Below are 21468 nucleotides of genomic sequence, written 5' to 3'. Positions count from 1 at the left end.
CGTTTGGTGGCGATAGCGGAGGGGTTCCACACGTACCCATCCCGAACACGACCGTTAAGCCCTCCAGCGCCGATGGTACTTGGACCGAAGGGTCCTGGGAGAGTAGGACGCCGCCAAGCACAAGAACCACTGCCGATTTTCGGTGGTGGTTTTTTTTCTGTGATATTACGTCAATAGACGCTTTTCTTATGCAAGTTATAAGGACCTGTTCCGAGTAGCCGTATATAATAGCCACGGAACAGGTCCTTTTTCTACAAATCGCCTTTGCTACTAGTAACGTTCTAAAATTTGTTGTGTCTTTAGTCCGTCTGCTGGAATAAGCCACCCTTGTGTGTCAAGCTCATCTAATAATTCGTGGCGCATTTCTGCTGCAGTTGCCGGATCATCCGTCTTAAATGAAACTTCGACGATAGGCTCAATCCCGGTACCTGCCCCGTTGCGAACAGGCCATACTTCAAGAGTCATCTCCTGCCCGTTCAAGGTCCCTTTATAGCGATCAAAGGTTAATGGACCATAAGCACGTGAGTCATTCAGTCTCTTTTTACCCCAATTAGAGGAGGACCAGTTTTTTAGTTTTCCAGGCAGCTTGTCCAGCAGCATCTCCAGCGCCTTCGCTTCGGATGGCAATACGGCTCCTTTATCTGTAGTATCTACCTTTTTGGTATTAGAGAAGCTTAGCGTCTGCTTGCCATATCCCCAATCAATCTCAGCTTCATAGTTATCATCGGACGCATCGAATCCCTCTTTGTTGGCTAGCGTAAGTGCAGCTTCCACATCGCCGTTTAGGATGGGATAGCGTTTTTTGTAGGTTAACTCATAATTGGATTTGTCTTCTTTTTTACGAAAGCGAACATTCCAGCCTTCATCGTTGAGGTCAAGCTGGTCTGTATCAAAATATTCTACTTGAATAGCCTCTGCATTGGCTTCGAGCCCGAAGGTACTTAGGACGTCCCTGCTTGGATTTCCATTCTCGTTCAATACGACCGCTGGGTCTGCCAGGAATTTAACCTCGTAGGAGGGAATGGCATTGGCAGCGGCAGATATCTTGGCAGTCTCTAGTCCTCCAATACCAGTAATACTACCTCCCCAGGCTACCAAGCCGAGCATGAATGACAGGGTTATCTTTTTCCACTTGTTCATTTCACATCACTCCTATATTCTGAATTTTGTTACATAGCTCATTGTACGAAGTGAGCATAAGCGAACGGTTAACATCAGATAGTGATTAGGTAAATAATGTATAGAGTTCCTCAATGGCTCCCAATAGTTTTTGCGGATGAATTGACTTCCTTTCACAGCTTTGAGACACTCATGTAGTGTGCCGGATGATACGGTCACGCATGTGAACGCTAAAGTCTGCTGGATAAAAATCAGAATTGAGGTGGACCAATGAATATTAGACAATTCAGGGCAGATGAGTTTGATAAAAATATGGCCTTGTCAGAGTATGCATTTCAGGCTCGATTAACAGAAGAGCAACGTGAGGCTATACAGAAGCGATTTAAGCCGGAGGATAGCTGGGGGATATTTCAGGGCGAGGATTTACAGGCGAAGCTTACCATAATACCTCTGGAGACTTATATTCATGGACAGACCTTTCTGATGGGAGGAATCGCTGGGGTAGCGACTTGGCCAGAGAAACGGCGTGGGGGAATGGTGTCCCAACTACTAGTCCATGCCCTTGAGGAAATGAAGCGTGCTGGTCAGACCCTATCATTCTTACACCCGTTCTCTTTCCCGTTCTATCGCAAATTCGGGTGGGAGATCTATACAGAGTATCGTAAGTATACGATTCCAGTGGAGAAGTTCCCCCGCAAGACAGTGGAGGAAGGCGAGGTCCGACGGGATATTCGTGATATTGCCATTTTAAGCTCAATTTATGACGTCTATGCACGTCGATATAATGGAACCTTGGCACGTAGTGAGAGCTGGTGGCAAGAGCGTGTGTTCCGTGACCAACCATATACAGCAGTCTATTATAACGGTAAGGGTGAACCGGAAGGTTACGTGCTGTATAAGATTGAAAATAAAGAGCTGCTGTGCAGTGAACTGGTCTTTATCACTGAACGGGCCAGACGTGGACTATGGACTTACTTGGCTAACCACGATTCAATGGTGGAACGAGGTGTCTTTACATACGTTCCAACGGATGATGCAATGCCTTACCTGCTACAAGATCCGAGGGTACAACAGGAGATTGTTCCCTATTTCATGGGCAGAATTGTCGATGCCTCGGCATTCTGGTCCCAGTATCCTTTTGTTCCAGCTGCAGAGGACACCAGATTCACGCTTGCACTTACAGATCCATATGCATCCTGGAATGATGGTGTCTGGGAAATCGTTATCTCAAGTAGTGGTCAGGGTAGCTGGCGTCCATCCAATCTAGAGGCAGATAAAGCTGATCTCACCTGTGACATCCAGGCTCTGACTGCCATGATGATCGGCTATAGGAATCCGATTTATTTGTCCACATGGGAAAAGCTCCAGGGTAGCTCTAGTATCGCAGCTACATGGGCAGCGCGGTTGCCCCAAGCTACTACTCATTTGATGGATCACTTCTAAACCGCCATTCAGTAAGCTTGCGAATTGTATTGCTGCAGGTAAGTAGAATTAAAAAACACAGGCTCCTATGATAGGGGCCTGTGTTTTATATTTGGAACGATTTGTGGCGAAACCTTTCTGGAACGATTAAGAACGCCAAAAAGTGCAAAAAATAAAAACAGGATGACTTGGCAAATGAGAAAATTATGTTATAATAAAAACAAAGTCAAAGAAAGTCAAAGTCAACGCAGTTCAAATGTCTATGTAGCTTAGGTAAGCTTTGGTCTTTTGGAACAGTCTTTGATTTTTCAGACCGTGTAGGTCGAAAATCGAATCAGGCGTTATGGTGGATAAGGTCCTTTTTACAGGGGTTGAGCTGCTGTAGGGCTTATTTTTGCAAGATTCGTGACTTTAGTCTTTGGTTAAGTTGTGTATACGGCACACTCTGTGGAGTACAGAGCAATTCCTGTGTTTCCATCAGTGGAGGATGATGAAATGCGTAATGTTTCTGATATTATCGAACAATATCTGAAAAGCATGCTGGTCGAGAGTCCTGAAGGATTAGTGGAAATCCAGCGCAACGATTTGGCTGACCGCTTCTCTTGCGTGCCTTCCCAAATTAATTATGTTATAAGTACACGGTTCACCCTTGAGAAAGGCTATCTCGTTGAAAGTAAACGCGGAGGCGGCGGGTATATTCGCATTCAGCGAATTGAGCTACCAGCTCAGCACATCCTGCATACTCATCTGCACCATACGATAGGAGATGAGATTAGCCAGACCGCAGCAGAAGGGTTAATCTATCAGTTGGAGGAAGCCCGTGTACTGAACAGGCGGGAAGCAGCAATCATGAAAGCAGCGATCTCCAGAGAGTCTCTGGCCTTAAAGCTTCCTCTAAGGGACCAGTTGCGGGCACGAGTCTTCAAGGCGATGCTTATAGCACTTCTCGCCAGATGAAGCCTTCTTCGGCAGTATAGAGCAGGACCGAGTTCCGCTCAGTGGAGCTGCATCTATAGTGCTGATGGAGGTTGAACCAAGACATGTAACCTGATGGGATTAGTCCGTTGGTTAGGGAATGTCTTGACCGATTGTGACCAAGTCTGGGTTACATTATTAAAGGAGGTACTTGTATGCTGTGCCAAGAATGTAATAAAAGGCCGGCAACGCTCCATTTCACCAAGATTGTGAATGGAGAGAAGACGGAATTTCATATCTGTGAGGCCTGTGCCAGGGAAAAAGGTGAGCTAATCCCCGGAACCTCTAACGGATTTTCTATTCACAGTCTATTATCAGGCCTTCTTGATTTTGACCCTGCTAATAAGAGTCAGATGCAGGGCGCTTCCACACCACAGGCTATACGGTGTGAGGAATGCGGAATGACCTACTCTCAATTCAGCAAGATCGGGCGCTTTGGCTGCAGCTCTTGCTATAAATATTTCGATGAACGACTAGATCCGTTGTTCAAGCGTGTGCATGGTGGCACTACACATGTGGGCAAGGTGCCTGTGCGTACTGGCGGCAAAATGAAAGTCAGACGGCAAGTGGATGAACTCAAGCGTGAGCTGCAATTCAAGATTCAACAAGAAGAGTTCGAATCAGCTGCACAATTGCGCGATCAGATTCGCGAGCTTGAAAAACAGATAGCCCAAGAGTAAAGTTGGAAAAGTAGGAGGGATGCGACATGCCTAATCTCCGATTCACCGAACAGCCCTTAAGTGAGTGGATGCGCAGCGATGCTGTGGACTCTGAGATTGTAATAAGCAGTAGAGTCCGGATCGCACGCAATCTACAGCATTTTCCCTTCCCTATGCTTGCCACGAACCAGCAATCGGAAGCGGTGTTGAACAAGCTCAGTGAGGTGCTGGAGCAAGAGGAAATGAAGGAGTACGGTGCTTTTCATTTGCTTAAGATTCCCGAGACCAGTGATCTGGATCAAAGAGTGTTGGTGGAGAAGCATCTGATTAGTCCAAATCTGGCCAGTGAATCTCGTAATGGTGCCGTGATGATCAGCGAGAACGAGGCCGTAAGTATTATGATTAATGAGGAGGATCACCTACGTATTCAATGTCTGTATCCCGGCTGTCAGGTCAAAGAGGCTTGGCAGAAGGCAAGCAGTATTGATGATGTCTTCGAGGCAGCTGTAGATTATGCCTTTGATGATCGGCGTGGTTATCTGACCAGTTGTCCGACCAATGTAGGTACTGGACTGCGGGCCTCTGTCATGATGCACCTGCCAGCTTTGGTTATGACCCATCAGATTAATCGAATTTTGTCTGCTGTCTCACAAGTGGGGCTGACGGTTAGAGGAATTTATGGGGAAGGCAGCGAAGCAGTAGGTAATCTGTTCCAGGTGTCCAACCAGATTACGCTGGGACAGACCGAGGAGGAGATCATAGAGAACCTTCACGGTGTCGTACTGCAGATTATTGAGCATGAGAGAGCAGCCAGAGAGCGTCTGATGAATGAGTCGATATTGCGGATTACAGACCGAATTATGCGATCCTACGGTATCTTGTCTTATGCTACTGTCGTCGAATCCAAGGAAGCCGCTCAGCGGTTATCTGATGTACGACTTGGTGTGGATATGGGCATCCTGGAGGGACCCTCGATTCAGACATTAAATGAGCTGCATGTCATGACGCAGCCGGGCTTTCTGCAAAAGAAATTTGGAGGTGAGCTCGACAATGCTGGGCGAGACACCTATAGAGCAACATTGATTCGGGAGCAACTTCGTTCCTCAGCTTCCCGAGCATGATATAGTCATTTAGTTTAATTAATATTGGATTACAAAGAACTACACTATATATGGAGGTGCAACACATATGATGTTCGGAAGATTTACAGAACGAGCGCAGAAGGTACTCGCATTGGCTCAAGAGGAAGCGGTCCGTCTTGGACACAACAATATCGGTACAGAACATATCCTGCTCGGACTAATTCGAGAGGGTGAAGGAATCGCTGCCAAGGCCCTAATTGGTCTGGGGCTTGGTCTTGAGAAAATTCAGGACGAAGTAGAGACGCTAATCGGACGCGGTCAAGAGCAGCCTACGAATATCGCGTATACACCTCGTGCGAAGAAGGTTATTGAGCTCTCCATGGACGAAGCTCGCAAGCTGGGTCATACCTACGTAGGCACAGAGCATATTTTGCTGGGTCTTATTCGTGAAGGTGAAGGTGTAGCTGCTCGTGTACTGAATAATCTGGGCATTAGCCTGAACAAGGCTCGCCAGCAAGTGCTTCAGCTGCTTGGCAGCAGTGAAGCGGTATCCAGTCACAGCGGCACACAAGCGAATGTGAGCACTCCTACACTGGATAGCCTGGCTCGTGATCTGACTGCCATCGCGAAGGATGGTAACCTTGACCCTGTAATTGGCCGCAGCAAAGAAATTGAGCGGGTCATTCAGGTGTTGAGTCGTCGTACGAAGAATAACCCAGTGCTGATTGGTGAGCCAGGGGTAGGTAAGACGGCGATTGCGGAAGGTCTTGCTCAGAAGATTATTGCTAATGAGATTCCGGAGACACTGCGTGATAAGCGTGTTATGACACTCGATATGGGCTCTGTTGTAGCTGGTACAAAATATCGCGGTGAATTCGAGGATCGTCTGAAAAAGATTATGGATGAAATTCGCCAAGCAGGTAACATTGTACTGTTCATTGATGAGCTTCACACATTGATCGGCGCTGGTGGTGCAGAGGGAGCGATCGACGCTTCCAATATTCTGAAGCCTGCACTGGCACGCGGTGAGCTGCAATGTATCGGGGCCACCACACTGGACGAGTATCGTAAATACATTGAGAAAGACGCAGCCCTGGAACGGCGCTTCCAGCCTATTACAGTGGATCAGCCATCTCCAGAGGAAGCCATTCAGATTTTGTACGGATTGCGTGACCGCTATGAGGCACATCACCGTGTAAAAATTACGGATGAAGCGATTGAAGCAGCTGTTAAGCTGTCTGACCGTTATATTACAGACCGTTTCCTGCCGGACAAAGCGATCGATCTGATTGATGAAGCGGGTTCTAAAGTACGACTGAACTCTTACACCGTACCGCCCAACCTGAAACAGTTGGAGAACCGTCTGGAGGATATTCGTAAAGAGAAGGATTCAGCTGTACAAAGTCAAGAATTTGAGAAGGCTGCTGCGCTTCGGGATACCGAGCAGAAAATGCGTGAAGAGCTGGATCTGACCAAAAATCAGTGGAAAGAAAAACAAGGGCGTACTGATTCCGAGGTGACACCTGAGGATATTGCGCAGATCGTAGCGCTCTGGACGGGCGTGCCTGTCAGCAAGCTGAAGGAAGAAGAAACGGAACGTCTCTTGAACATGGAGCAATTGCTGCATGAGCGTGTAATCGGTCAGGACGAAGCTGTCAAGGCAGTCAGCCGTGCGATTCGTCGTGCACGTGCTGGTCTCAAAGATCCTAAGCGTCCAATGGGCTCCTTTATCTTCCTTGGTCCTACAGGGGTAGGTAAAACTGAGCTTGCTCGTGCGCTAGCCGAGTCCATGTTCGGTGATGAAAATGCAGTTATCCGTATCGATATGTCCGAATACATGGAGAAGCACTCTACATCACGTCTGGTCGGAGCGCCTCCAGGGTATGTAGGCTATGAGGAAGGAGGTCAGCTGACAGAGAAGGTTCGCCGCAAGCCATACTCCGTCGTATTGCTTGATGAGATTGAGAAAGCTCACCCAGAGGTCTTCAACATCCTGCTGCAAGTGCTGGAGGATGGACGCTTGACAGATTCCAAAGGTCGCGTAGTTGACTTCCGGAATACGCTCATCATCCTGACTTCCAACGTTGGAGCAGAAGCGATCAAGCGGAACTCTACCCTGGGCTTCACAGCTGTGGTGGATGCTGGGGCAGACTATGACAATATGAAGGGTAAGGTCATGGAAGAGCTTAAGAAGAGCTTCCGTCCAGAGTTCCTGAACCGTATTGATGAGATCATCGTGTTCCACTCTCTTGAAGAGAAGCACATTGGTCAAATCGTCTCCCTCATGTCCGAAGAGCTTCGTAAGCGTCTGAACGAATACGATGTGGACTTCGAGCTGACTGACAAGGCTAAGGCATTCCTGGCTAAAGAAGGCTTTGATCCAGCCTACGGGGCACGTCCATTGCGTAGAGCGATTCAGAAGCATATTGAGGATCGTTTGTCCGAGGAGCTGTTGAGCGGAACGATTACCAAGGGGGATTCCCTGCTGATCGACGAGATTGAAGGTGGTTTGAAGGTTAGTAAGAAAACGAATGTTCCCACTCAATCCTGATGAATATAGCGTTTGACAAGTGAGAACTATATAGAAAAGGGTTGCTCCCGTTATGTACTGCGATGTGCTGCATACAATGGGGGCAACCCTTTTTTTCATCCCAAGAGGTAGCATCTTCATGTTCGTGAAATGCTGTCATATATTAATCTTATCTGCCTTGAATTCCGGGCAAATCATGCTCGGTCATCAGAATTTTGCTTCATTACAGTGATTGGAAAAGTTTGTGATATTGCTTTACGGTTGCTCTGCTTCAATGGTACACTTTTAGTATTGGAGCTTTTTGAACAAGGAGAATCGAATGGCTAAAGTAAAAACCAAATTTTATTGCACGGAATGCGGCTATGAATCGCCTAAATGGTACGGAAAATGCCCAGGGTGCCAAGCATGGAACTCCATGGTTGAGGCAACAGAGACTGTTGTAAAGACAGCAGGGATGAGCTCATCCCTTTTTAATAACCAGACGCAAGAGAAGCCTTTGTCGATTACCGAGGTCGAGAGTGGGAAAGAACCACGTGTGCTCACGGGTATTGGAGAGTTAAATCGGGTGCTGGGTGGAGGACTTGTTCCAGGCTCATTAGTACTCGTCGGCGGAGATCCTGGAATCGGCAAATCCACGCTACTACTGCAGGCGTCTAATGAACTGGCACGTTCAGGCTTGCGTGTGCTGTATGTATCTGGTGAAGAATCCGTTCGTCAGACCAAGCTGCGTGCTGATCGACTTGGAGTGCTCTCGCCTGAATTATATGTTCTATGTGAAACGAATCTGGAGACCATTGAGGCAGCTGTAGATCAAATGAAGCCCCAATTTCTGGTTATTGACTCGATCCAGACTGTCTATTTGCCAGATGTGACCAGTGCGCCGGGCAGTGTATCCCAGGTGCGAGAGTGCACAGCTCGTTTTATGCGCATCGCCAAAGGGCTTGGCATAGCCACGGTCCTCGTAGGTCATGTTACCAAAGAAGGAGCCATTGCAGGTCCAAGACTTCTTGAACATATGGTGGATTGTGTACTGTATTTTGAAGGGGAACGTCATCATACCTATCGCTTGCTTCGGGCCGTCAAGAATCGATTCGGTTCCACCAATGAAATGGGGATCTTCGAGATGGGAGAAGGAGGCTTGCGGGAGGTAGAGAATCCTTCGGAGCTATTCCTATCCGAACGTCCATTAGGAGTAGCAGGTTCGACAGTGGTTGCGAGTATGGAGGGCACGAGACCTGTACTGGTGGAGCTGCAGGCGTTGATTGCAAGTACCCACTTTCCTTCCCCGCGGCGAATGGGCACGGGCATTGATCACCACCGCTTAAGTCTGATCATTGCGGTGCTGGAGAAGCGTATGGGAATGTTCTTGCAGAATCAGGATGCGTATCTGAATGTAGCAGGAGGCGTGAAGCTGGATGAGCCGGCGGTAGATCTGGCAATTGCCGTCAGTATTGCTTCAAGCTTCCGTGATGTACCTACGAAGCCTTATGATGTGGTTTTTGGTGAAGTAGGACTGACTGGTGAGGTACGTGCTGTGTCCAGAGCAGAGCAGCGGGTGCGTGAAGCTCATAAGCTCGGATTCAAACGAGTGATTTTGCCGGAAAAAAGTCTGAAAGGCTGGACGCCACCTAAAAATCTGGAGATCATTGGGGTAGGGACTGTGTCTGAAGCACTGGCAGCCGCATTAAATTAGGGGGAAAAAATACAATGAAGGAAACGAGCCAACTCGGTAAAATGAACGATTTATTGCGGCTTGTAGCGCCGGGTACACCCTTTCGTGAAGGTCTAGAAAACGTACTCAGGGCTAAGACCGGAGCACTTCTCGTCGTCGGCTACAGTCCAGAGGTTATGGAAGTGGTAGATGGAGGCTTCTCCATTAATTGCGACTTTTCACCGAACTATCTGTATGAATTGGCCAAAATGGATGGGGCCATCATTTTGAGCGAAGATTTGAAGCGGATTTTATATGCGAACACGCAGTTGATACCGGATTCCTCCATCTCCTCCATTGAGACCGGAATTCGTCATAGAACGGCCGAGCGAGTTGCGAAGCAAACGGGGAAGCTGGTTGTGTCCATTTCTCAGCGTCGTAATATTATTACTTTGTATCAAGGCACGCTTCGCTATGCCCTTAAGGAAATTGGTGTCATATTGACCAAAGCCAATCAGGCTATTCAGACGCTGGAGAAATACAAATCTGTACTGAATCAGGCCCTGACGAACCTGTCTGCCTCCGAATTCGAGGAGCTGGTAACCATCCCGGAGGTTATCAATGTAATCCAGCGGACGGAGATGGTCATGCGGATTAAGATGGAAATTAAGCGTTATGTCAACGAGCTAGGCAATGAAGGCCGTCTGATCAGCATGCAGATGGAGGAGCTTGTGGGGACCACCGAGGAAGAAGCTTGGTTACTCTATAAGGACTATGCCAAAGAAGACAGTGATGAGAAAATCCGCGAAATCATTAATGGTCTAAAGCATTCAACGGATGAAGAACTGCTCGATGCTCATCATATAGCGCGATTGCTTGGTTATCCTTCGTCCGCGGCCACTTCAGAGGAAACGGTATCCCCAAGAGGGTATCGTGTACTGAATAAAATTCCAAGGCTACCTAATGTGATTATTCATAATCTGGTAGACCAATTCAGTGAGCTGCCACAGGTTATGATGGCTTCCATTGAGGAACTGGATGAGGTGGATGGCATTGGTGAGGTGCGCGCCCGTACCATCAAGGAAGGGCTGAAGCGACTGCAGGAGCAAGTGTTCATTGACAGGCAGATGTAATTGCAATATCATCAGTGGATGATATTGGAACTAGAGCTTAGCTTATGAGGTGAAAATATGATAGCCAAATCAATTCCGAACATGTTTACTTTGGGTAATCTGTTCCTTGGAATGATTGCCATGATGCTTGCGGTAGATGGTAAATACAGCTATGCAGCCATTATGGTTATTGTTGCAATGTTGCTTGACGGATTGGATGGCCGTGCTGCGAGAGCACTCAATGCACAGAGTGATTTCGGCAAAGAGCTTGATTCCTTGTCGGATATGGTTTCTTTTGGCGCAGCACCTGCTGTAATTATGTATATTGTTAGTTTCCATGATGTACATCCAGCACTGGGCTGGACGGCTACGGCCATTTTTCCTATGTGTGGTGCAATGCGTCTAGCGAGATTCAACGTGCGTGCGGGGATTCCAGGCTATTTTACGGGACTTCCGATTCCAGCAGCGGGCGGTGTGCTCGCGACTCTGTCCCTGTTCCATGCAGATATATCTCCTATACCGATGGCTGTAGCGACGATGCTACTCTCATACCTGATGATCAGCTCCTTAAAGTATCCTAACTTCAAGAAGGTTGGTCTTCCGAAGAAAGCGATATGGATTGCACCTCTGGTTGCAATCGGGGCCGTGTTCATTGCGATCCAGTTCGCTGATAATCTCTCCAAGCTGATTTTCGTACCCCTGGTGCTCTATGCACTCTACGGTATGAAGCATCATCTGGAACGAATCTTTGGCAGACGGAGGAAGAAGCGTAAATCGTCTGATGATCAGTATCGCCACTCTGAACGTTAATGTTTGTAAGCTAATTATGCGATAGCTAATACAAGTTCCAGGAATTATTCGTATCTCCAATTCGTTGGAATAGATTTAGTAATTATGCTGTTATCCATGTCTACTAGGATCGAGTATTGGCTGTGGTCATTTCAACAAAGCAAAAGGAAAAGCATGTATGTCTCATTAATGGGGCACACATGCTTTTTTTGTTGCTTAGGGCACTAGCGTGGATACTCGGCGTCCCAAGCCTTCTATGATGTTGATGAGAAGGATTGTTCAGGTAAATAAAAGCATTAAGACATATTGAATAGTCCCAGCGTCGAGCACTTCTGAGACTCGCGCTCCACCACATCTTCCAAATTGATCTCCAGCAGATTGCAAAGAGCGGACATGTAGAAGAGGCTACGACCAAGCTCGGACATAATAACTTCCTTACAATTCTCACAAAGCGACCCTTGAACGTGGTTATCCAACTGAGCTTTGGCATCCTCCAGACTGGACTCCAGCTCATAATCCTGTTTTTTGGCGTGGACCTCAATGCAGCCGCATTCCGTTATTGCTTTGGCAACGGCACGGTTCACAGAGGCGCCTGATTGCCCAGTTTTGGACAGAACATCTAGCAGACTGCGGTGACGGAGCAGCAGTTCGGATACCTGATCTTGAAAAGCGTGCAAGCTTTGTACGGTCATTTCGCTACCCACCTCTGATTTATAGGAATAAATTCATTATATGCCAAAAAAATATACCCTTTCAATATAAAGATCAAGGTTGCTGGCTGACTCTCCCTGTCTAGCTTGGGAAAAAAGTTCATCAACCCACGGTTAACCCCGGCTGATTTGGATCATACTGGATAAAGAATCCAGATAGAAATGGATACCAAGGAAACAGAGGAGGTGCGGGGGTTCATGTGGAAAAGAGCCATTTTAACTTTTACAGGATTGTGCGGGGCATGGTTCGGCTATACGTTATATGATAGAGTTGCAGGGACTGTTCGCTGGCTGCCGGTATGGATGCAGGATTCTCCTGCGGGTGACGTGATTTGGACTATACTGGGTGCGTTGGTGTTTCTCGTTAGCTGTTCAGCTGCGGGCTCAGCGCTTTCCAACCGATTACAACGAGGAATTGATAGGCTGGCGGGCATCCCCATTCATGAGATTGCTTCTGGCACAGTAGGCTTGCTGAGTGGTCTGCTGTTTGCGATACTCATCTATCCGGGGCTGTCCTGGCTCGGAGTTAGTGGGCAGATCCTCGGTCTGGGCATCATGCTCGTGTGTGGATATGTCGGTATGATGGTGGGATTGGAAAAGCGTGATGAGCTTACGTCTCTATGGACGTCAGGGCGCTTTCACCACACGGAGGAGCCTGAGGAACGCTGGCTGGAGGAGCATAAGATTCTGGATACCAGCGTCATCATTGACGGCAGAATAGCTGATATTTGTAAGACGGGATTCATTGAAGGCACGATTGTTATTCCAGAATTCGTACTGGAGGAGCTCCAGCATATTGCGGATTCATCCGATCTACTCAAGCGTAATCGTGGACGCAGGGGGCTCGATATTCTGAACAAGATTCAGAAGGAGCTTGATGTGAAGGTGCTTATCTATGAGGGTGATTTTGAAGAAATCTCTGAAGTGGATAGTAAGCTCGTCAAGCTGGCGAAGCTTCTGCAGGGTAAGGTCGTGACCAATGATTTCAACCTGAATAAGGTATGTGAGCTGCAGGGTGTGTCTGTACTGAATATCAATGATCTAGCCAATGCGGTGAAGCCAGTCGTGCTGCCGGGTGAAGAGATTGTCGTGCAGATCATTAAGGACGGCAAGGAGCACGGTCAAGGCGTCGCTTATCTAGATGATGGGACCATGATCGTAGTAGAGGGTGGACGGGATTACATTGGCACGACCATGGAGGTGCTTGTGACGAGTGTGCTGCAGACCTCTGCGGGTCGCATGATCTTCGCCAAACCGAAATTATTGGAAAAAGCTCAGTAAACACGGTATGATGGAAGGGTCGGTGTTACCGACCATAGCCATTCCGGCATACTGACTGTTAAGGTAGGGATTGGAGCAATGGACAATAGCCTCGGTGTCGTCGTTGTGGCCGCAGGACGCGGAACCCGAATGGGCACGACAGAGAGCAAGCAGTTTTTGAAATTAGGGGACAAGCCTGTTTTTATATATACACTTGAGGTGTTCGCCCGTATGCCTGAGATTCAGGAGATCGTACTCGTCACTGGTGAAGGAGATACGGACCGCTGTCGTGACTGGATTGATGAATTCGGCATTGATAAGGTGTCATCTATCGTCGCTGGTGGTGCTGAGCGTCAGCATTCGGTCAAGCGCGGTCTTGCGCGGCTGAATACGAAGTGGGTCATGGTTCATGATGGGGTACGCCCTTTTGTGACCCGGAAGGCCATACGGGACTGTCTAGAAGCTGCTCGCGAGCATGGAGCATCCGTGCTGGGTGTTCCTGTCAAGGATACGATTAAGCAGGTGGATCAGGACGGTAAAGTTGTGGCAACGCCAGAACGCCGAAGTCTGTGGAGCATTCAAACGCCACAGACTTTTCGTCTTTCCGATTTGGAAGAGGCATATGTGCTGGCGGAGAAAGACGGATTCCTGGGTACGGACGATTCGATGCTGGTAGAGCGTCTTGGTATCCGTGTACAGATGGTAGAGGGCAGCTATACCAATATCAAGATTACTACCCCGGAGGATCTGGAGATCGCAACATTATGGACGGGCAGAGAGGAAGAGGAGACAGAATGATTCGAGTAGGACAAGGATTCGATGTTCATCAGTTGGTCGAAGGAAGGCCGTGTATTATCGGGGGCGTAACTATTCCGTATGAGAAAGGTCTGTTGGGCCATTCCGATGCGGACGTACTGTTACATGCGATTACGGATGCGATCTTGGGCGCCCTAGGTATGGGAGATATCGGCAAGCATTTTCCTGACAACGATCCTGCATTTAAGGATGCGGATAGCCTCAAGCTACTGCAGCATGTATGGCAATTGGCCAAGGAGCAGGGATACGAGCTTGGCAATGTAGACAGCACGATTATTGCCCAGCGCCCGAAGATGGCTCCATATATTCCACAAATGGTAGATGTTATAGCAGAAACGCTTGGGGCGAAGGAACGTTCACAGGTTAACGTCAAGGCTACAACGACTGAGCAGCTTGGCTTCACCGGGCGTGGTGAGGGAGTCGCTGCACAATCGGTTGTGTGCCTTGTCAAGGGTATGCTATCATCATGAGTTGAGAGATAAGTTACGGAGGGGATTGTATGAGCACGGAAGTCCGTGTACGGTATGCGCCAAGTCCAACGGGACATCTACATATCGGAAATGCAAGAACAGCACTGTTCAATTATTTGTATGCTAGAAATCAGGGTGGTAAATTCATTATTCGTATTGAAGATACCGATGTGAAGCGTAACATTGAGGGTGGCGTGGAGAGTCAGCTTAAATATTTGAAGTGGCTTGGCATCGACTGGGATGAAAGCGTGGATGTTGGCGGTGAATACGGCCCTTATCGTCAGACTGAGCGTCTGGATATCTATAAGGAGCAATGGCAGTCCTTGCTGGACAATGGCCTTGCTTATCGTTGTTATTGCACGGAGGAAGAGCTGGAGAAAGAGCGTGAAGAGCAGATGGCTCGTGGCGAGACCCCTCGTTACTCTGGCAAGCACCGGGATTTGACTGAGGAACAATGTAAGGCCTTCGAAGCAGAGGGACGTGTGCCGAGCATTCGTTTCCGGGTACCGGAGGACCGTGAATATACATTTGATGATATGGTGAAGGGCTCCATTACGTTCAACTCCAAGGAGAGTGGCGATTTTGTTATCGTCAAGAAGGATGGAATTCCGACCTATAACTTCGCGGTAGCAGTGGATGATCATTTGATGAAGATTACTCACGTCCTGCGCGGCGAGGATCACGTATCCAATACTCCGCGGCAGCTGATGATCTATGAGGCGCTTGGTTGGGAGCCGCCGATCTTTGGACACATGACTCTAATCGTGGGTGAGGATCACAAGAAGCTTAGCAAGCGGAATGAATCCATTATCCAATTCATGGAGCAATATGACCGTCTTGGCTATTTGCCAGAGGCTATGTTCAACTTTATCGCACTTCTGGGATGGTCACCAGAGGGAGAAGAAGAGATCTACGATCAAGAGCAATTGATCTCCATCTTCGATCCGAATCGTCTGTCCAAGAGCCCGGCTGTATTTGATCCGCTGAAGCTGGCTCATCTGAATAATCACTACATCAAGCATGCTGACTCTGCACGGATTACGGCAATGGCTGTTCCGCATCTGCAGGAAGCTGGATTAATTCCACAGGAGCTGACAGAGGAGCAGGCTGCATGGGCCGAGGCTCTGGTACGCTTGTATCAGGAGCAAATGACAGCTGCGTCGGATATTGTCAAATTATCAGACGTCTTCTTCCGCTCACATCTGAAGCTTGATGGGGAAGCCCAGGCTGTACTGGCAGAAGAGCAGGTCCCAGCTGTACTACAGGCATTTGTGGACAAGGTACAGGCAAGTGAAGAGTTCACAGCAGCACGTATGGCTGCCCTCATCAAGGAAGTACAGAAGGAGACTGGCTTCAAGGGCAAGCAGCTATTTATGCCGATTCGTGTGGCGTTGACGGGCCAGACCCACGGAAGAGATCTGAACGAGACTATTTATCTTCTTGGTCGGGATAAGGTCATTCAGCGTTTGCAATCCCAGATCAAAGGCTAAGTCCTGAACTGGAATTGTTGTCAGTTTGTTGTCTTTCCGCTATAATGGGTGTCACCAACGAAATGATTGATGACGGTGTATTTGCGCCGTAACATAAAAGCAACGAGCAGGAGAAGTACATTGCAATAGTCATCTAACCAGAGAGGACAGACGAAGGCGAAGGCCGGGGCTGTGAGTTGTCCAGATGGCCAGCAGTAGAAATGCGCCTGGGAGCTGTTCGATTGAACCTGTGATACCGGATCGGTAGCCAGGACAGGTTGAACCGTGTCATCCGCGTTACTGGATGTGAAAGATGAGAGGTCGGCATATGCTGCGGCATCTCAAGCAGAGTGGAACCACGGTAAAACGTCTCTGCAGCTTTGGCTGCGGAGGCGTTTTTTTATGCCTTATTTGCCTTATTGCATGTATGGAATCTCGACCGAAGCAAAAAGGGGGCTCCTATGTTCACAAAGATGAAGTCGGACATTCAGGCGGTGCTGGATAACGACCCGGCAGCTACAGGGCCGCTGGAGGTTATTTTTACGTACTCCGGGATTCATGCCATTTGGTTTCACAGAGCAGCTCATGGCCTTTATCGCAAGGGCTGGCGTACACTGCCTCGCATTATATCGCAATTTTCGCGCTTTATGACAGGAATCGAGATTCATCCGGGAGCCCGCATCGGGGATCGTCTATTCATAGACCACGGTATGGGTATCGTCATTGGTGAAACCTGTGAGATCGGAAATGATGTCATTTTATATCAGGGAGTTACTCTTGGGGGAACGGGAAAAGAAAAGGGTAAAAGGCATCCTACCATTGGTAATAATGTAGTTATCGGCTCGGGCGCGAAAATACTGGGGTCATTCACTGTAGGAGATCAGTCCAATATAGGCTCCAACTCAGTGGTCCTGAAGGAGGTTCCTCCATATAGTACGGTAGTAGGTATTCCAGGACGTATTGTGAAGCAGGCGGGAATTAAACAGGATCGCTTAAGCCACCAGCTTCCAGACCCGATCGTAGATTCCATACGGAGTCTGCAGGCTGAAATCGAGCTACTGCGCACAGAGCTTGCTGAAGTGAGAAGCAGCCCATCTTCGCGGGAAAAGCTTCACGATGAGCGTATGCATGTCCCATCGGTAAAAGATGAGCAGGATTGAGAAACGTCCTGGCAATCAAGTAAGATGATATTAATACAGCAAAAGCTGTCCGGATATAGCTTCTCGTGCGGTGCATGGGATTCCGGTTAAGGAGGAATAGCGTATGACGCTTCAGGTCTATAACACGATGCATAGGAATAAAGAGGTGTTCGTCCCCCAAGAACCTGGAAAGGTCAAGATGTATGTATGCGGACCGACGGTGTATGACTATATTCATATTGGCAATGCCCGTCCAATTATCGTGTTTGATATGGTGCGTAGCTACCTTGAGTATTCAGGATACGAAGTTAACTACGTTACGAATTTTACCGATGTGGACGATAAGCTGATCCGTAAGGCGGAAGAGCTTGGCACAGATGTACCTACAGTGGCTGAGCGCTTCATTAAAGCTTACTACGAGGATATTGCGGGGCTAGGTATACCTGCGGCCACTCTTAATCCGCGAGTTACCGAGAGCATGGATCTGATTATTGAATTCATCCGTGAGCTGGTTGAGCGTGATTACGCCTATGAGAACGGCGGAGATGTATTCTACCGTACCGAGAAGTTCAAGGACTACGGCAAGCTGTCAGGTCAGAATCTGGAGCAGCTGCAATTTGGCATTCGAATCGGTGTCGATGAGCGCAAGGAGCGCCCGGAGGATTTTGTACTGTGGAAGGCTGCCAAGCCAGGCGAGATCTACTGGTCCAGCCCGTGGGGAAATGGTAGACCCGGCTGGCATATCGAATGCTCTGCCATGGCCCGTCATTACCTGGGCGATACGCTGGATATTCATGGCGGTGGACAGGATCTGCAGTTCCCGCATCATGAATGTGAGTGCGCGCAGTCGGAAGCATTGACCGGCCAGCCGCTCTCCCGTTACTGGATGCATAATGGCTATATTCGAATCAATAATGAGAAGATGTCGAAATCGCTCGGCAATGGTATCCTTGTCAAGGATCTGCGGGCACAGTATAAGAAGGAAGCCATACGTTACTTCATGCTGTCTACGCATTATCGCAATCCACTGAATTTCAATGAGGAGACCATGAGTCAGGCTGAGAAAAGTGTCGAACGTATTGCGAATGCTGTCGCAAATGTAACACACCGCTTGAAGACGGCATTGCCAGGTGATGGCCAAGTAGGCCAAGAGCTAGCGAGCAAGCTGCAGCAAATCCAGTCTCAGTTCCGCGAGAAAATGGATGATGACTTTAATACGCCAGATGCGATTACAGCATTGTTCGATTGGGTAAGTGAAGCTAATCAGACATTGCAGCGGGAGGTAGTGATTACTGCTGAGCTGACAGCTCTCCTGAAGACTTTCGAGGGGATGAACAATGTACTGCGACTTTATGACGCTACGAGCAGTGAACTGCTGGATGAGGAAGTAGAGCAGCTGATAGCAGAGCGTGTAGAGGCAAGAAAGTCCAAAAATTGGGGCAGAGCGGATGAGATTCGTGATCTGCTGGCAGAACAGGGCATTCTGCTAGAGGATACAGCTCAAGGCATGCGCTGGCGGCGGAGATAAGCGGAGGGAACATGGAATTGCAGAAGCTTTGGTTCCCCTATCCCCCTTCCAAGCCAGCAAGACTCATCCCCCCTATATCGTTGGCTTATATTGGGGACGCTGTATATGAGGTTGCCATACGCCAATTTTTGCTGAGCCAGACTAACTTGCGCCCACACCATCTGCACCGCAGAGCGATAAGTCTGGTGTCAGCCAAGGCGCAGAGTGTGATGCTGCAGAAGCTCGAAGCGATCCTCACAGAAGAGGAGCAGGATATTGTACGGGCTTGTCGCAATGCTAAATCAGGCAGCATTCCCAAAAATGCGGATGTGCTGGAGTACAGACATGCTACAGCTCTGGAAGGGCTGGTAGGATTTCTGTACTGTGATGGTCGATTGGACAGACTCACCGAGCTGCTTGATGAGGGGATTCGGGCGATGGAGTCTAATGTCTAGCATTAACGAGGCGAATTTCGACAAAGTTTGAAAGCTCACTTTGGGCAAATACTTTGTGGGTATACAATAAAGAAATTATATAGTGCATGTAAGAAGTGGGCAGGAAGGCTTCATACAGCAGGGAGGTTACACGGATGGAAGAAGAATGGATTGCCGGTAAGCACTCGGTTATCGAGGCTTTGAAGTCAGGCAGGACAATTAATAAAATATGGCTGGCTGAGCAAGCACAGAAGCACTTGGTTCAGCCAATCATTGCGGAGGCCAAAAAAGCGGGTGTCATCGTACAGCAGGCGGACAAGCGTAAGCTGGATCAGATGGTTCCAGGCATACAGCACCAAGGAGTAGTGGCACAGGCAGCGCCATATGCCTATGCAGAGGTTGAGGACCTGCTCGCAGCTGCTGCGGCAAAAGGACAAGCTCCTTTTCTGATATTGCTGGACGAAATAGAGGACCCTCATAATCTGGGCTCCATTCTACGTACAGCTGACTGCACAGGTGCTCATGGCGTAATCGTACCCAAAAGACGCTCTGCATCCATCACGGCAACGGTCTCCAAGACGTCAGCGGGGGCAGTAGAATATGTACCCGTCGCTAGAGTGAGCAACCTTGGACAGACCATTGATCGTCTGAAGGAAGCTGGTATATGGGTGGTCGGTACCGATGTCGAAGCTACAGAGCCGGTGTTCGGTAATAATGTATTCACAGGACCGGTCGCCGTCGTGATCGGAAATGAAAACAAGGGAATGGGGCGGCTGATCCGTGAAAAATGTGACGTCCTTGTCAAGTTGCCGATGGAGGGTCGAATTAATTCCCTGAACGCTTCCGTAGCTGCCGGGGTCGTAATGTACGAAGTACTGCGCGGTCGATTGGCCGGGAGCTAGCCTATGGCTGATATGCGGGATGTTCTGCTTGTGGACGGTTATAACATGATCGGGGCCTGGTCCGAACTTTCCGCATTGGCGCAGCACAGCTTGCAGGAGGCACGGGACAGTCTGCTTGAGAGGCTCGCGGATCATCAGGCCTTTTCGGGGAGAAGGGTCATCGTTGTATTTGATGCGTATCGTGTACCCGGGCTTGGCAAATCTTTTACACATAGCAAAGTACAGATTTACTTTACCAAGGAGAAAGAGACGGCAGATGAATGTATTGAGCGTCTGGTTCGGGAGTTAAGTACGAGGCGTCGAACGATCTATGTGGCAACAAGCGATCAGGTGGAGCAGCATGTGGCTTTTGCTCAGGGAGCTCTACGGGTATCTGCTCGAGAGCTGAAGATTGAGGTGCAGGAGTCCGAGCGACAGGTAAAGCAACGGATTGAGCTGGATCAACAGCGCTCAAAGGGCAATACACTGGATGCAAAGCTTTCGCCAGAGATGAGAAAGCTATTCGAGCGCTGGCGCAGAGAGTGAGCCTAATCTTCTTCAAATAATTTTAAATTTTTACAAATTACACATTAATTATCCTCCTTTATGATAATTGTGGAAAGTTCAGTTGACGTTGTCGTATGCGTTCGCTTATACTTGTCGTATATTTTGAGAGAAGTAACGGGGACCTTGCGTTGCGGCCGGAGGGATTGTTAAGTGAGTGTCGACCTCAAGGATATCATGTTATCTGATTATGATTACAGGGATGATGAAGACATTGTTGCAGCGGTCCATGAAGGTGACAGCGAGGCTCTGGAGTTCCTGATCAACAAGTATCGGAACTTTGTTCGCGCGAAGGCCAGATCTTATTTTCTGATCGGTGCCGATCGCGAAGACATCATTCAAGAAGGCATGATTGGCCTGTATAAGTCCATTCGTGATTTCAAGGGTGATAAGCTGGCTTCCTTTAAAGCGTTTGCGGAATTATGTATCACGCGACAGATTATTACAGCGATCAAGACGGCCACACGTCAGAAGCATATTCCTTTGAACTCTTACGTGTCGCTGGACAAACCTATTTATGATGAAGAGTCAGATCGTACATTGATGGATGTCATCTGCGGTTCGCAAGTCAGTGACCCTGAGGAATTGATTATCAATCAGGAAGAATTTGTCGGCCTGGAAGACAAGATGTCTGAGATATTGAGCGATCTGGAGCGCAAGGTATTAATGTTATATCTAGATGGGCGTTCCTATCAAGAAATTGCAGTGGATTTGAACCGTCATGTGAAGTCTATAGACAATGCTTTGCAGCGAGTCAAACGAAAGCTTGAAAAATACCTAGAAGTTCGCGATAATTAGTATATACGTTTCGAGAAAAGGCTCAGTGATTCGAGTCTTTTTTTGTTGGAGATTATTCTGCACAATCTAAAGTGAGTAACA

Annotated in this window: 20 protein-coding genes and 1 rRNA gene; 19 read left to right on the top strand and 2 right to left on the bottom strand. The window is 48.4% G+C overall.

The genetic code is table 11. From position 1 onward, the window contains the following. The first annotated feature begins 2 nt into the window (after positions 1-2). Positions 3-119: ribosomal RNA gene (gene rrf / locus K331_RS0119565) — 5S ribosomal RNA — on the top strand. 151 nt (positions 120-270) lie between these two features. Here rrf and K331_RS0119560 read toward each other — a convergent pair. Beyond that, positions 271-1140, bottom strand: a complete 870-nt coding sequence (locus tag K331_RS0119560; protein WP_028591610.1) for a hypothetical protein — start codon at positions 1138-1140, stop codon at positions 271-273. Between the two features lie 249 nt (positions 1141-1389). Between K331_RS0119560 and K331_RS0119555 the strand changes: the two genes are divergently transcribed. From K331_RS0119555 to pssA, 8 genes are all read left to right on the top strand, one after another. Then, positions 1390-2562 (top strand): GNAT family N-acetyltransferase, encoded by a 1173-nt coding sequence (locus K331_RS0119555; RefSeq protein WP_028591609.1) that lies wholly within the window; start codon positions 1390-1392, stop codon positions 2560-2562. Positions 2563-3036: 474 nt separating this feature from the next. Further along, positions 3037-3498, top strand: coding sequence for a CtsR family transcriptional regulator (locus K331_RS0119550; protein WP_028591608.1), 462 nt, complete (start codon positions 3037-3039; stop codon positions 3496-3498). A gap of 173 nt (positions 3499-3671) precedes the next feature. Further along, the gene (locus K331_RS0119545) at positions 3672-4196 is read left to right on the top strand and encodes a UvrB/UvrC motif-containing protein (protein ID WP_028591607.1); all 525 of its coding nucleotides are present in this window, start codon (positions 3672-3674) and stop codon (positions 4194-4196) included. A 26-nt stretch (positions 4197-4222) separates the two neighbouring features. Next, positions 4223-5296: a protein arginine kinase gene (locus tag K331_RS0119540; RefSeq protein ID WP_018888192.1), complete on the top strand. Its 1074-nt coding sequence runs from the start codon at positions 4223-4225 to the stop codon at positions 5294-5296. A gap of 67 nt (positions 5297-5363) precedes the next feature. Further along, positions 5364-7808 carry an ATP-dependent protease ATP-binding subunit ClpC gene (gene clpC / locus K331_RS0119535; RefSeq protein ID WP_028591606.1) on the top strand — a complete coding sequence of 815 codons (2445 nt, stop codon included), beginning with the start codon at positions 5364-5366 and terminating at the stop codon, positions 7806-7808. Between the two features lie 298 nt (positions 7809-8106). Beyond that, on the top strand, positions 8107-9480 hold the full coding sequence (gene radA / locus K331_RS0119530) for a DNA repair protein RadA (RefSeq protein WP_028591605.1): 1374 nt from the start codon (positions 8107-8109) through the stop codon (positions 9478-9480). Positions 9481-9494: 14 nt separating this feature from the next. Then, positions 9495-10571, top strand: coding sequence for a DNA integrity scanning diadenylate cyclase DisA (disA, locus tag K331_RS0119525; protein WP_018888195.1), 1077 nt, complete (start codon positions 9495-9497; stop codon positions 10569-10571). A gap of 57 nt (positions 10572-10628) precedes the next feature. Beyond that, complete coding sequence (pssA, locus tag K331_RS0119520) at positions 10629-11360, top strand: CDP-diacylglycerol--serine O-phosphatidyltransferase (protein ID WP_028591604.1); 732 nt, start codon at positions 10629-10631, stop codon at positions 11358-11360. A gap of 275 nt (positions 11361-11635) precedes the next feature. Here pssA and K331_RS0119515 read toward each other — a convergent pair whose 3' ends face one another. Then, positions 11636-12031: a nucleoside triphosphate pyrophosphohydrolase family protein gene (locus K331_RS0119515; protein WP_018888197.1), complete on the bottom strand. Its 396-nt coding sequence runs from the start codon at positions 12029-12031 to the stop codon at positions 11636-11638. A gap of 216 nt (positions 12032-12247) precedes the next feature. On the opposite strand from K331_RS0119515, the gene K331_RS0119510 reads away from it, so the two are divergent. From K331_RS0119510 to sigH, 10 genes are all read left to right on the top strand, one after another. Next, positions 12248-13330 (top strand): PIN/TRAM domain-containing protein, encoded by a 1083-nt coding sequence (locus tag K331_RS0119510; RefSeq protein ID WP_028591603.1) that lies wholly within the window; start codon positions 12248-12250, stop codon positions 13328-13330. A 78-nt stretch (positions 13331-13408) separates the two neighbouring features. Further along, positions 13409-14107, top strand: coding sequence for a 2-C-methyl-D-erythritol 4-phosphate cytidylyltransferase (gene ispD / locus K331_RS0119505; RefSeq protein WP_028591602.1), 699 nt, complete (start codon positions 13409-13411; stop codon positions 14105-14107). Continuing rightward, positions 14104-14595, top strand: a complete 492-nt coding sequence (gene ispF / locus K331_RS0119500) for a 2-C-methyl-D-erythritol 2,4-cyclodiphosphate synthase (protein WP_028591601.1) — start codon at positions 14104-14106, stop codon at positions 14593-14595. The genes ispD and ispF overlap by 4 nt, the downstream gene beginning before the upstream one ends. A gap of 29 nt (positions 14596-14624) precedes the next feature. After that, positions 14625-16085: a glutamate--tRNA ligase gene (gltX, locus tag K331_RS0119495; protein ID WP_028591600.1), complete on the top strand. Its 1461-nt coding sequence runs from the start codon at positions 14625-14627 to the stop codon at positions 16083-16085. 440 nt (positions 16086-16525) lie between these two features. Then, entirely contained in the window at positions 16526-17224 is a 699-nt protein-coding gene (cysE, locus tag K331_RS0119490) for a serine O-acetyltransferase (RefSeq protein ID WP_028591599.1), read from the top strand. A gap of 103 nt (positions 17225-17327) precedes the next feature. Then, positions 17328-18731: a cysteine--tRNA ligase gene (cysS, locus tag K331_RS0119485; protein ID WP_028591598.1), complete on the top strand. Its 1404-nt coding sequence runs from the start codon at positions 17328-17330 to the stop codon at positions 18729-18731. A gap of 11 nt (positions 18732-18742) precedes the next feature. Continuing rightward, on the top strand, positions 18743-19165 hold the full coding sequence (locus K331_RS0119480) for a Mini-ribonuclease 3 (protein WP_051289926.1): 423 nt from the start codon (positions 18743-18745) through the stop codon (positions 19163-19165). 134 nt (positions 19166-19299) lie between these two features. Next, positions 19300-20046, top strand: a complete 747-nt coding sequence (gene rlmB / locus K331_RS0119475) for a 23S rRNA (guanosine(2251)-2'-O)-methyltransferase RlmB (protein ID WP_018888205.1) — start codon at positions 19300-19302, stop codon at positions 20044-20046. A 3-nt stretch (positions 20047-20049) separates the two neighbouring features. Next, entirely contained in the window at positions 20050-20571 is a 522-nt protein-coding gene (locus K331_RS0119470) for an NYN domain-containing protein (protein WP_028591596.1), read from the top strand. A gap of 171 nt (positions 20572-20742) precedes the next feature. After that, positions 20743-21387 carry an RNA polymerase sporulation sigma factor SigH gene (gene sigH, locus K331_RS0119465; RefSeq protein WP_018888207.1) on the top strand — a complete coding sequence of 215 codons (645 nt, stop codon included), beginning with the start codon at positions 20743-20745 and terminating at the stop codon, positions 21385-21387. Positions 21388-21468 lie beyond the last annotated feature (81 nt).

It is taken from the genome of Paenibacillus massiliensis subsp. panacisoli DSM 21345, from assembly GCF_000426545.1.
Lineage (GTDB): Bacteria > Bacillota > Bacilli > Paenibacillales > Paenibacillaceae > Paenibacillus > Paenibacillus panacisoli.
Note: the sequence above shows the minus strand (reverse complement) of the source record. Positions and strands in the feature narration are given on the sequence as shown.

What these genes read in the sequence shown, in the direction of transcription:
- K331_RS0119560 (WP_028591610.1), bottom strand. Translation starts at nt 1,140, where the DNA reads ATGAACAAGTGGAAAAAGATAACCCTGTCATTCATGCTCGGCTTGGTA.
- K331_RS0119555 (WP_028591609.1), top strand. Translation starts at nt 1,390, where the DNA reads ATGAATATTAGACAATTCAGGGCAGATGAGTTTGATAAAAATATGGCC.
- K331_RS0119550 (WP_028591608.1), top strand. Translation starts at nt 3,037, where the DNA reads ATGCGTAATGTTTCTGATATTATCGAACAATATCTGAAAAGCATGCTG.
- K331_RS0119545 (WP_028591607.1), top strand. Translation starts at nt 3,672, where the DNA reads ATGCTGTGCCAAGAATGTAATAAAAGGCCGGCAACGCTCCATTTCACC.
- K331_RS0119540 (WP_018888192.1), top strand. Translation starts at nt 4,223, where the DNA reads ATGCCTAATCTCCGATTCACCGAACAGCCCTTAAGTGAGTGGATGCGC.
- clpC (WP_028591606.1), top strand. Translation starts at nt 5,364, where the DNA reads ATGATGTTCGGAAGATTTACAGAACGAGCGCAGAAGGTACTCGCATTG.
- radA (WP_028591605.1), top strand. Translation starts at nt 8,107, where the DNA reads ATGGCTAAAGTAAAAACCAAATTTTATTGCACGGAATGCGGCTATGAA.
- disA (WP_018888195.1), top strand. Translation starts at nt 9,495, where the DNA reads ATGAAGGAAACGAGCCAACTCGGTAAAATGAACGATTTATTGCGGCTT.
- pssA (WP_028591604.1), top strand. Translation starts at nt 10,629, where the DNA reads ATGATAGCCAAATCAATTCCGAACATGTTTACTTTGGGTAATCTGTTC.
- K331_RS0119515 (WP_018888197.1), bottom strand. Translation starts at nt 12,031, where the DNA reads ATGACCGTACAAAGCTTGCACGCTTTTCAAGATCAGGTATCCGAACTG.
- K331_RS0119510 (WP_028591603.1), top strand. Translation starts at nt 12,248, where the DNA reads ATGTGGAAAAGAGCCATTTTAACTTTTACAGGATTGTGCGGGGCATGG.
- ispD (WP_028591602.1), top strand. Translation starts at nt 13,409, where the DNA reads ATGGACAATAGCCTCGGTGTCGTCGTTGTGGCCGCAGGACGCGGAACC.
- ispF (WP_028591601.1), top strand. Translation starts at nt 14,104, where the DNA reads ATGATTCGAGTAGGACAAGGATTCGATGTTCATCAGTTGGTCGAAGGA.
- gltX (WP_028591600.1), top strand. Translation starts at nt 14,625, where the DNA reads ATGAGCACGGAAGTCCGTGTACGGTATGCGCCAAGTCCAACGGGACAT.
- cysE (WP_028591599.1), top strand. Translation starts at nt 16,526, where the DNA reads ATGTTCACAAAGATGAAGTCGGACATTCAGGCGGTGCTGGATAACGAC.
- cysS (WP_028591598.1), top strand. Translation starts at nt 17,328, where the DNA reads ATGACGCTTCAGGTCTATAACACGATGCATAGGAATAAAGAGGTGTTC.
- K331_RS0119480 (WP_051289926.1), top strand. Translation starts at nt 18,743, where the DNA reads ATGGAATTGCAGAAGCTTTGGTTCCCCTATCCCCCTTCCAAGCCAGCA.
- rlmB (WP_018888205.1), top strand. Translation starts at nt 19,300, where the DNA reads ATGGAAGAAGAATGGATTGCCGGTAAGCACTCGGTTATCGAGGCTTTG.
- K331_RS0119470 (WP_028591596.1), top strand. Translation starts at nt 20,050, where the DNA reads ATGGCTGATATGCGGGATGTTCTGCTTGTGGACGGTTATAACATGATC.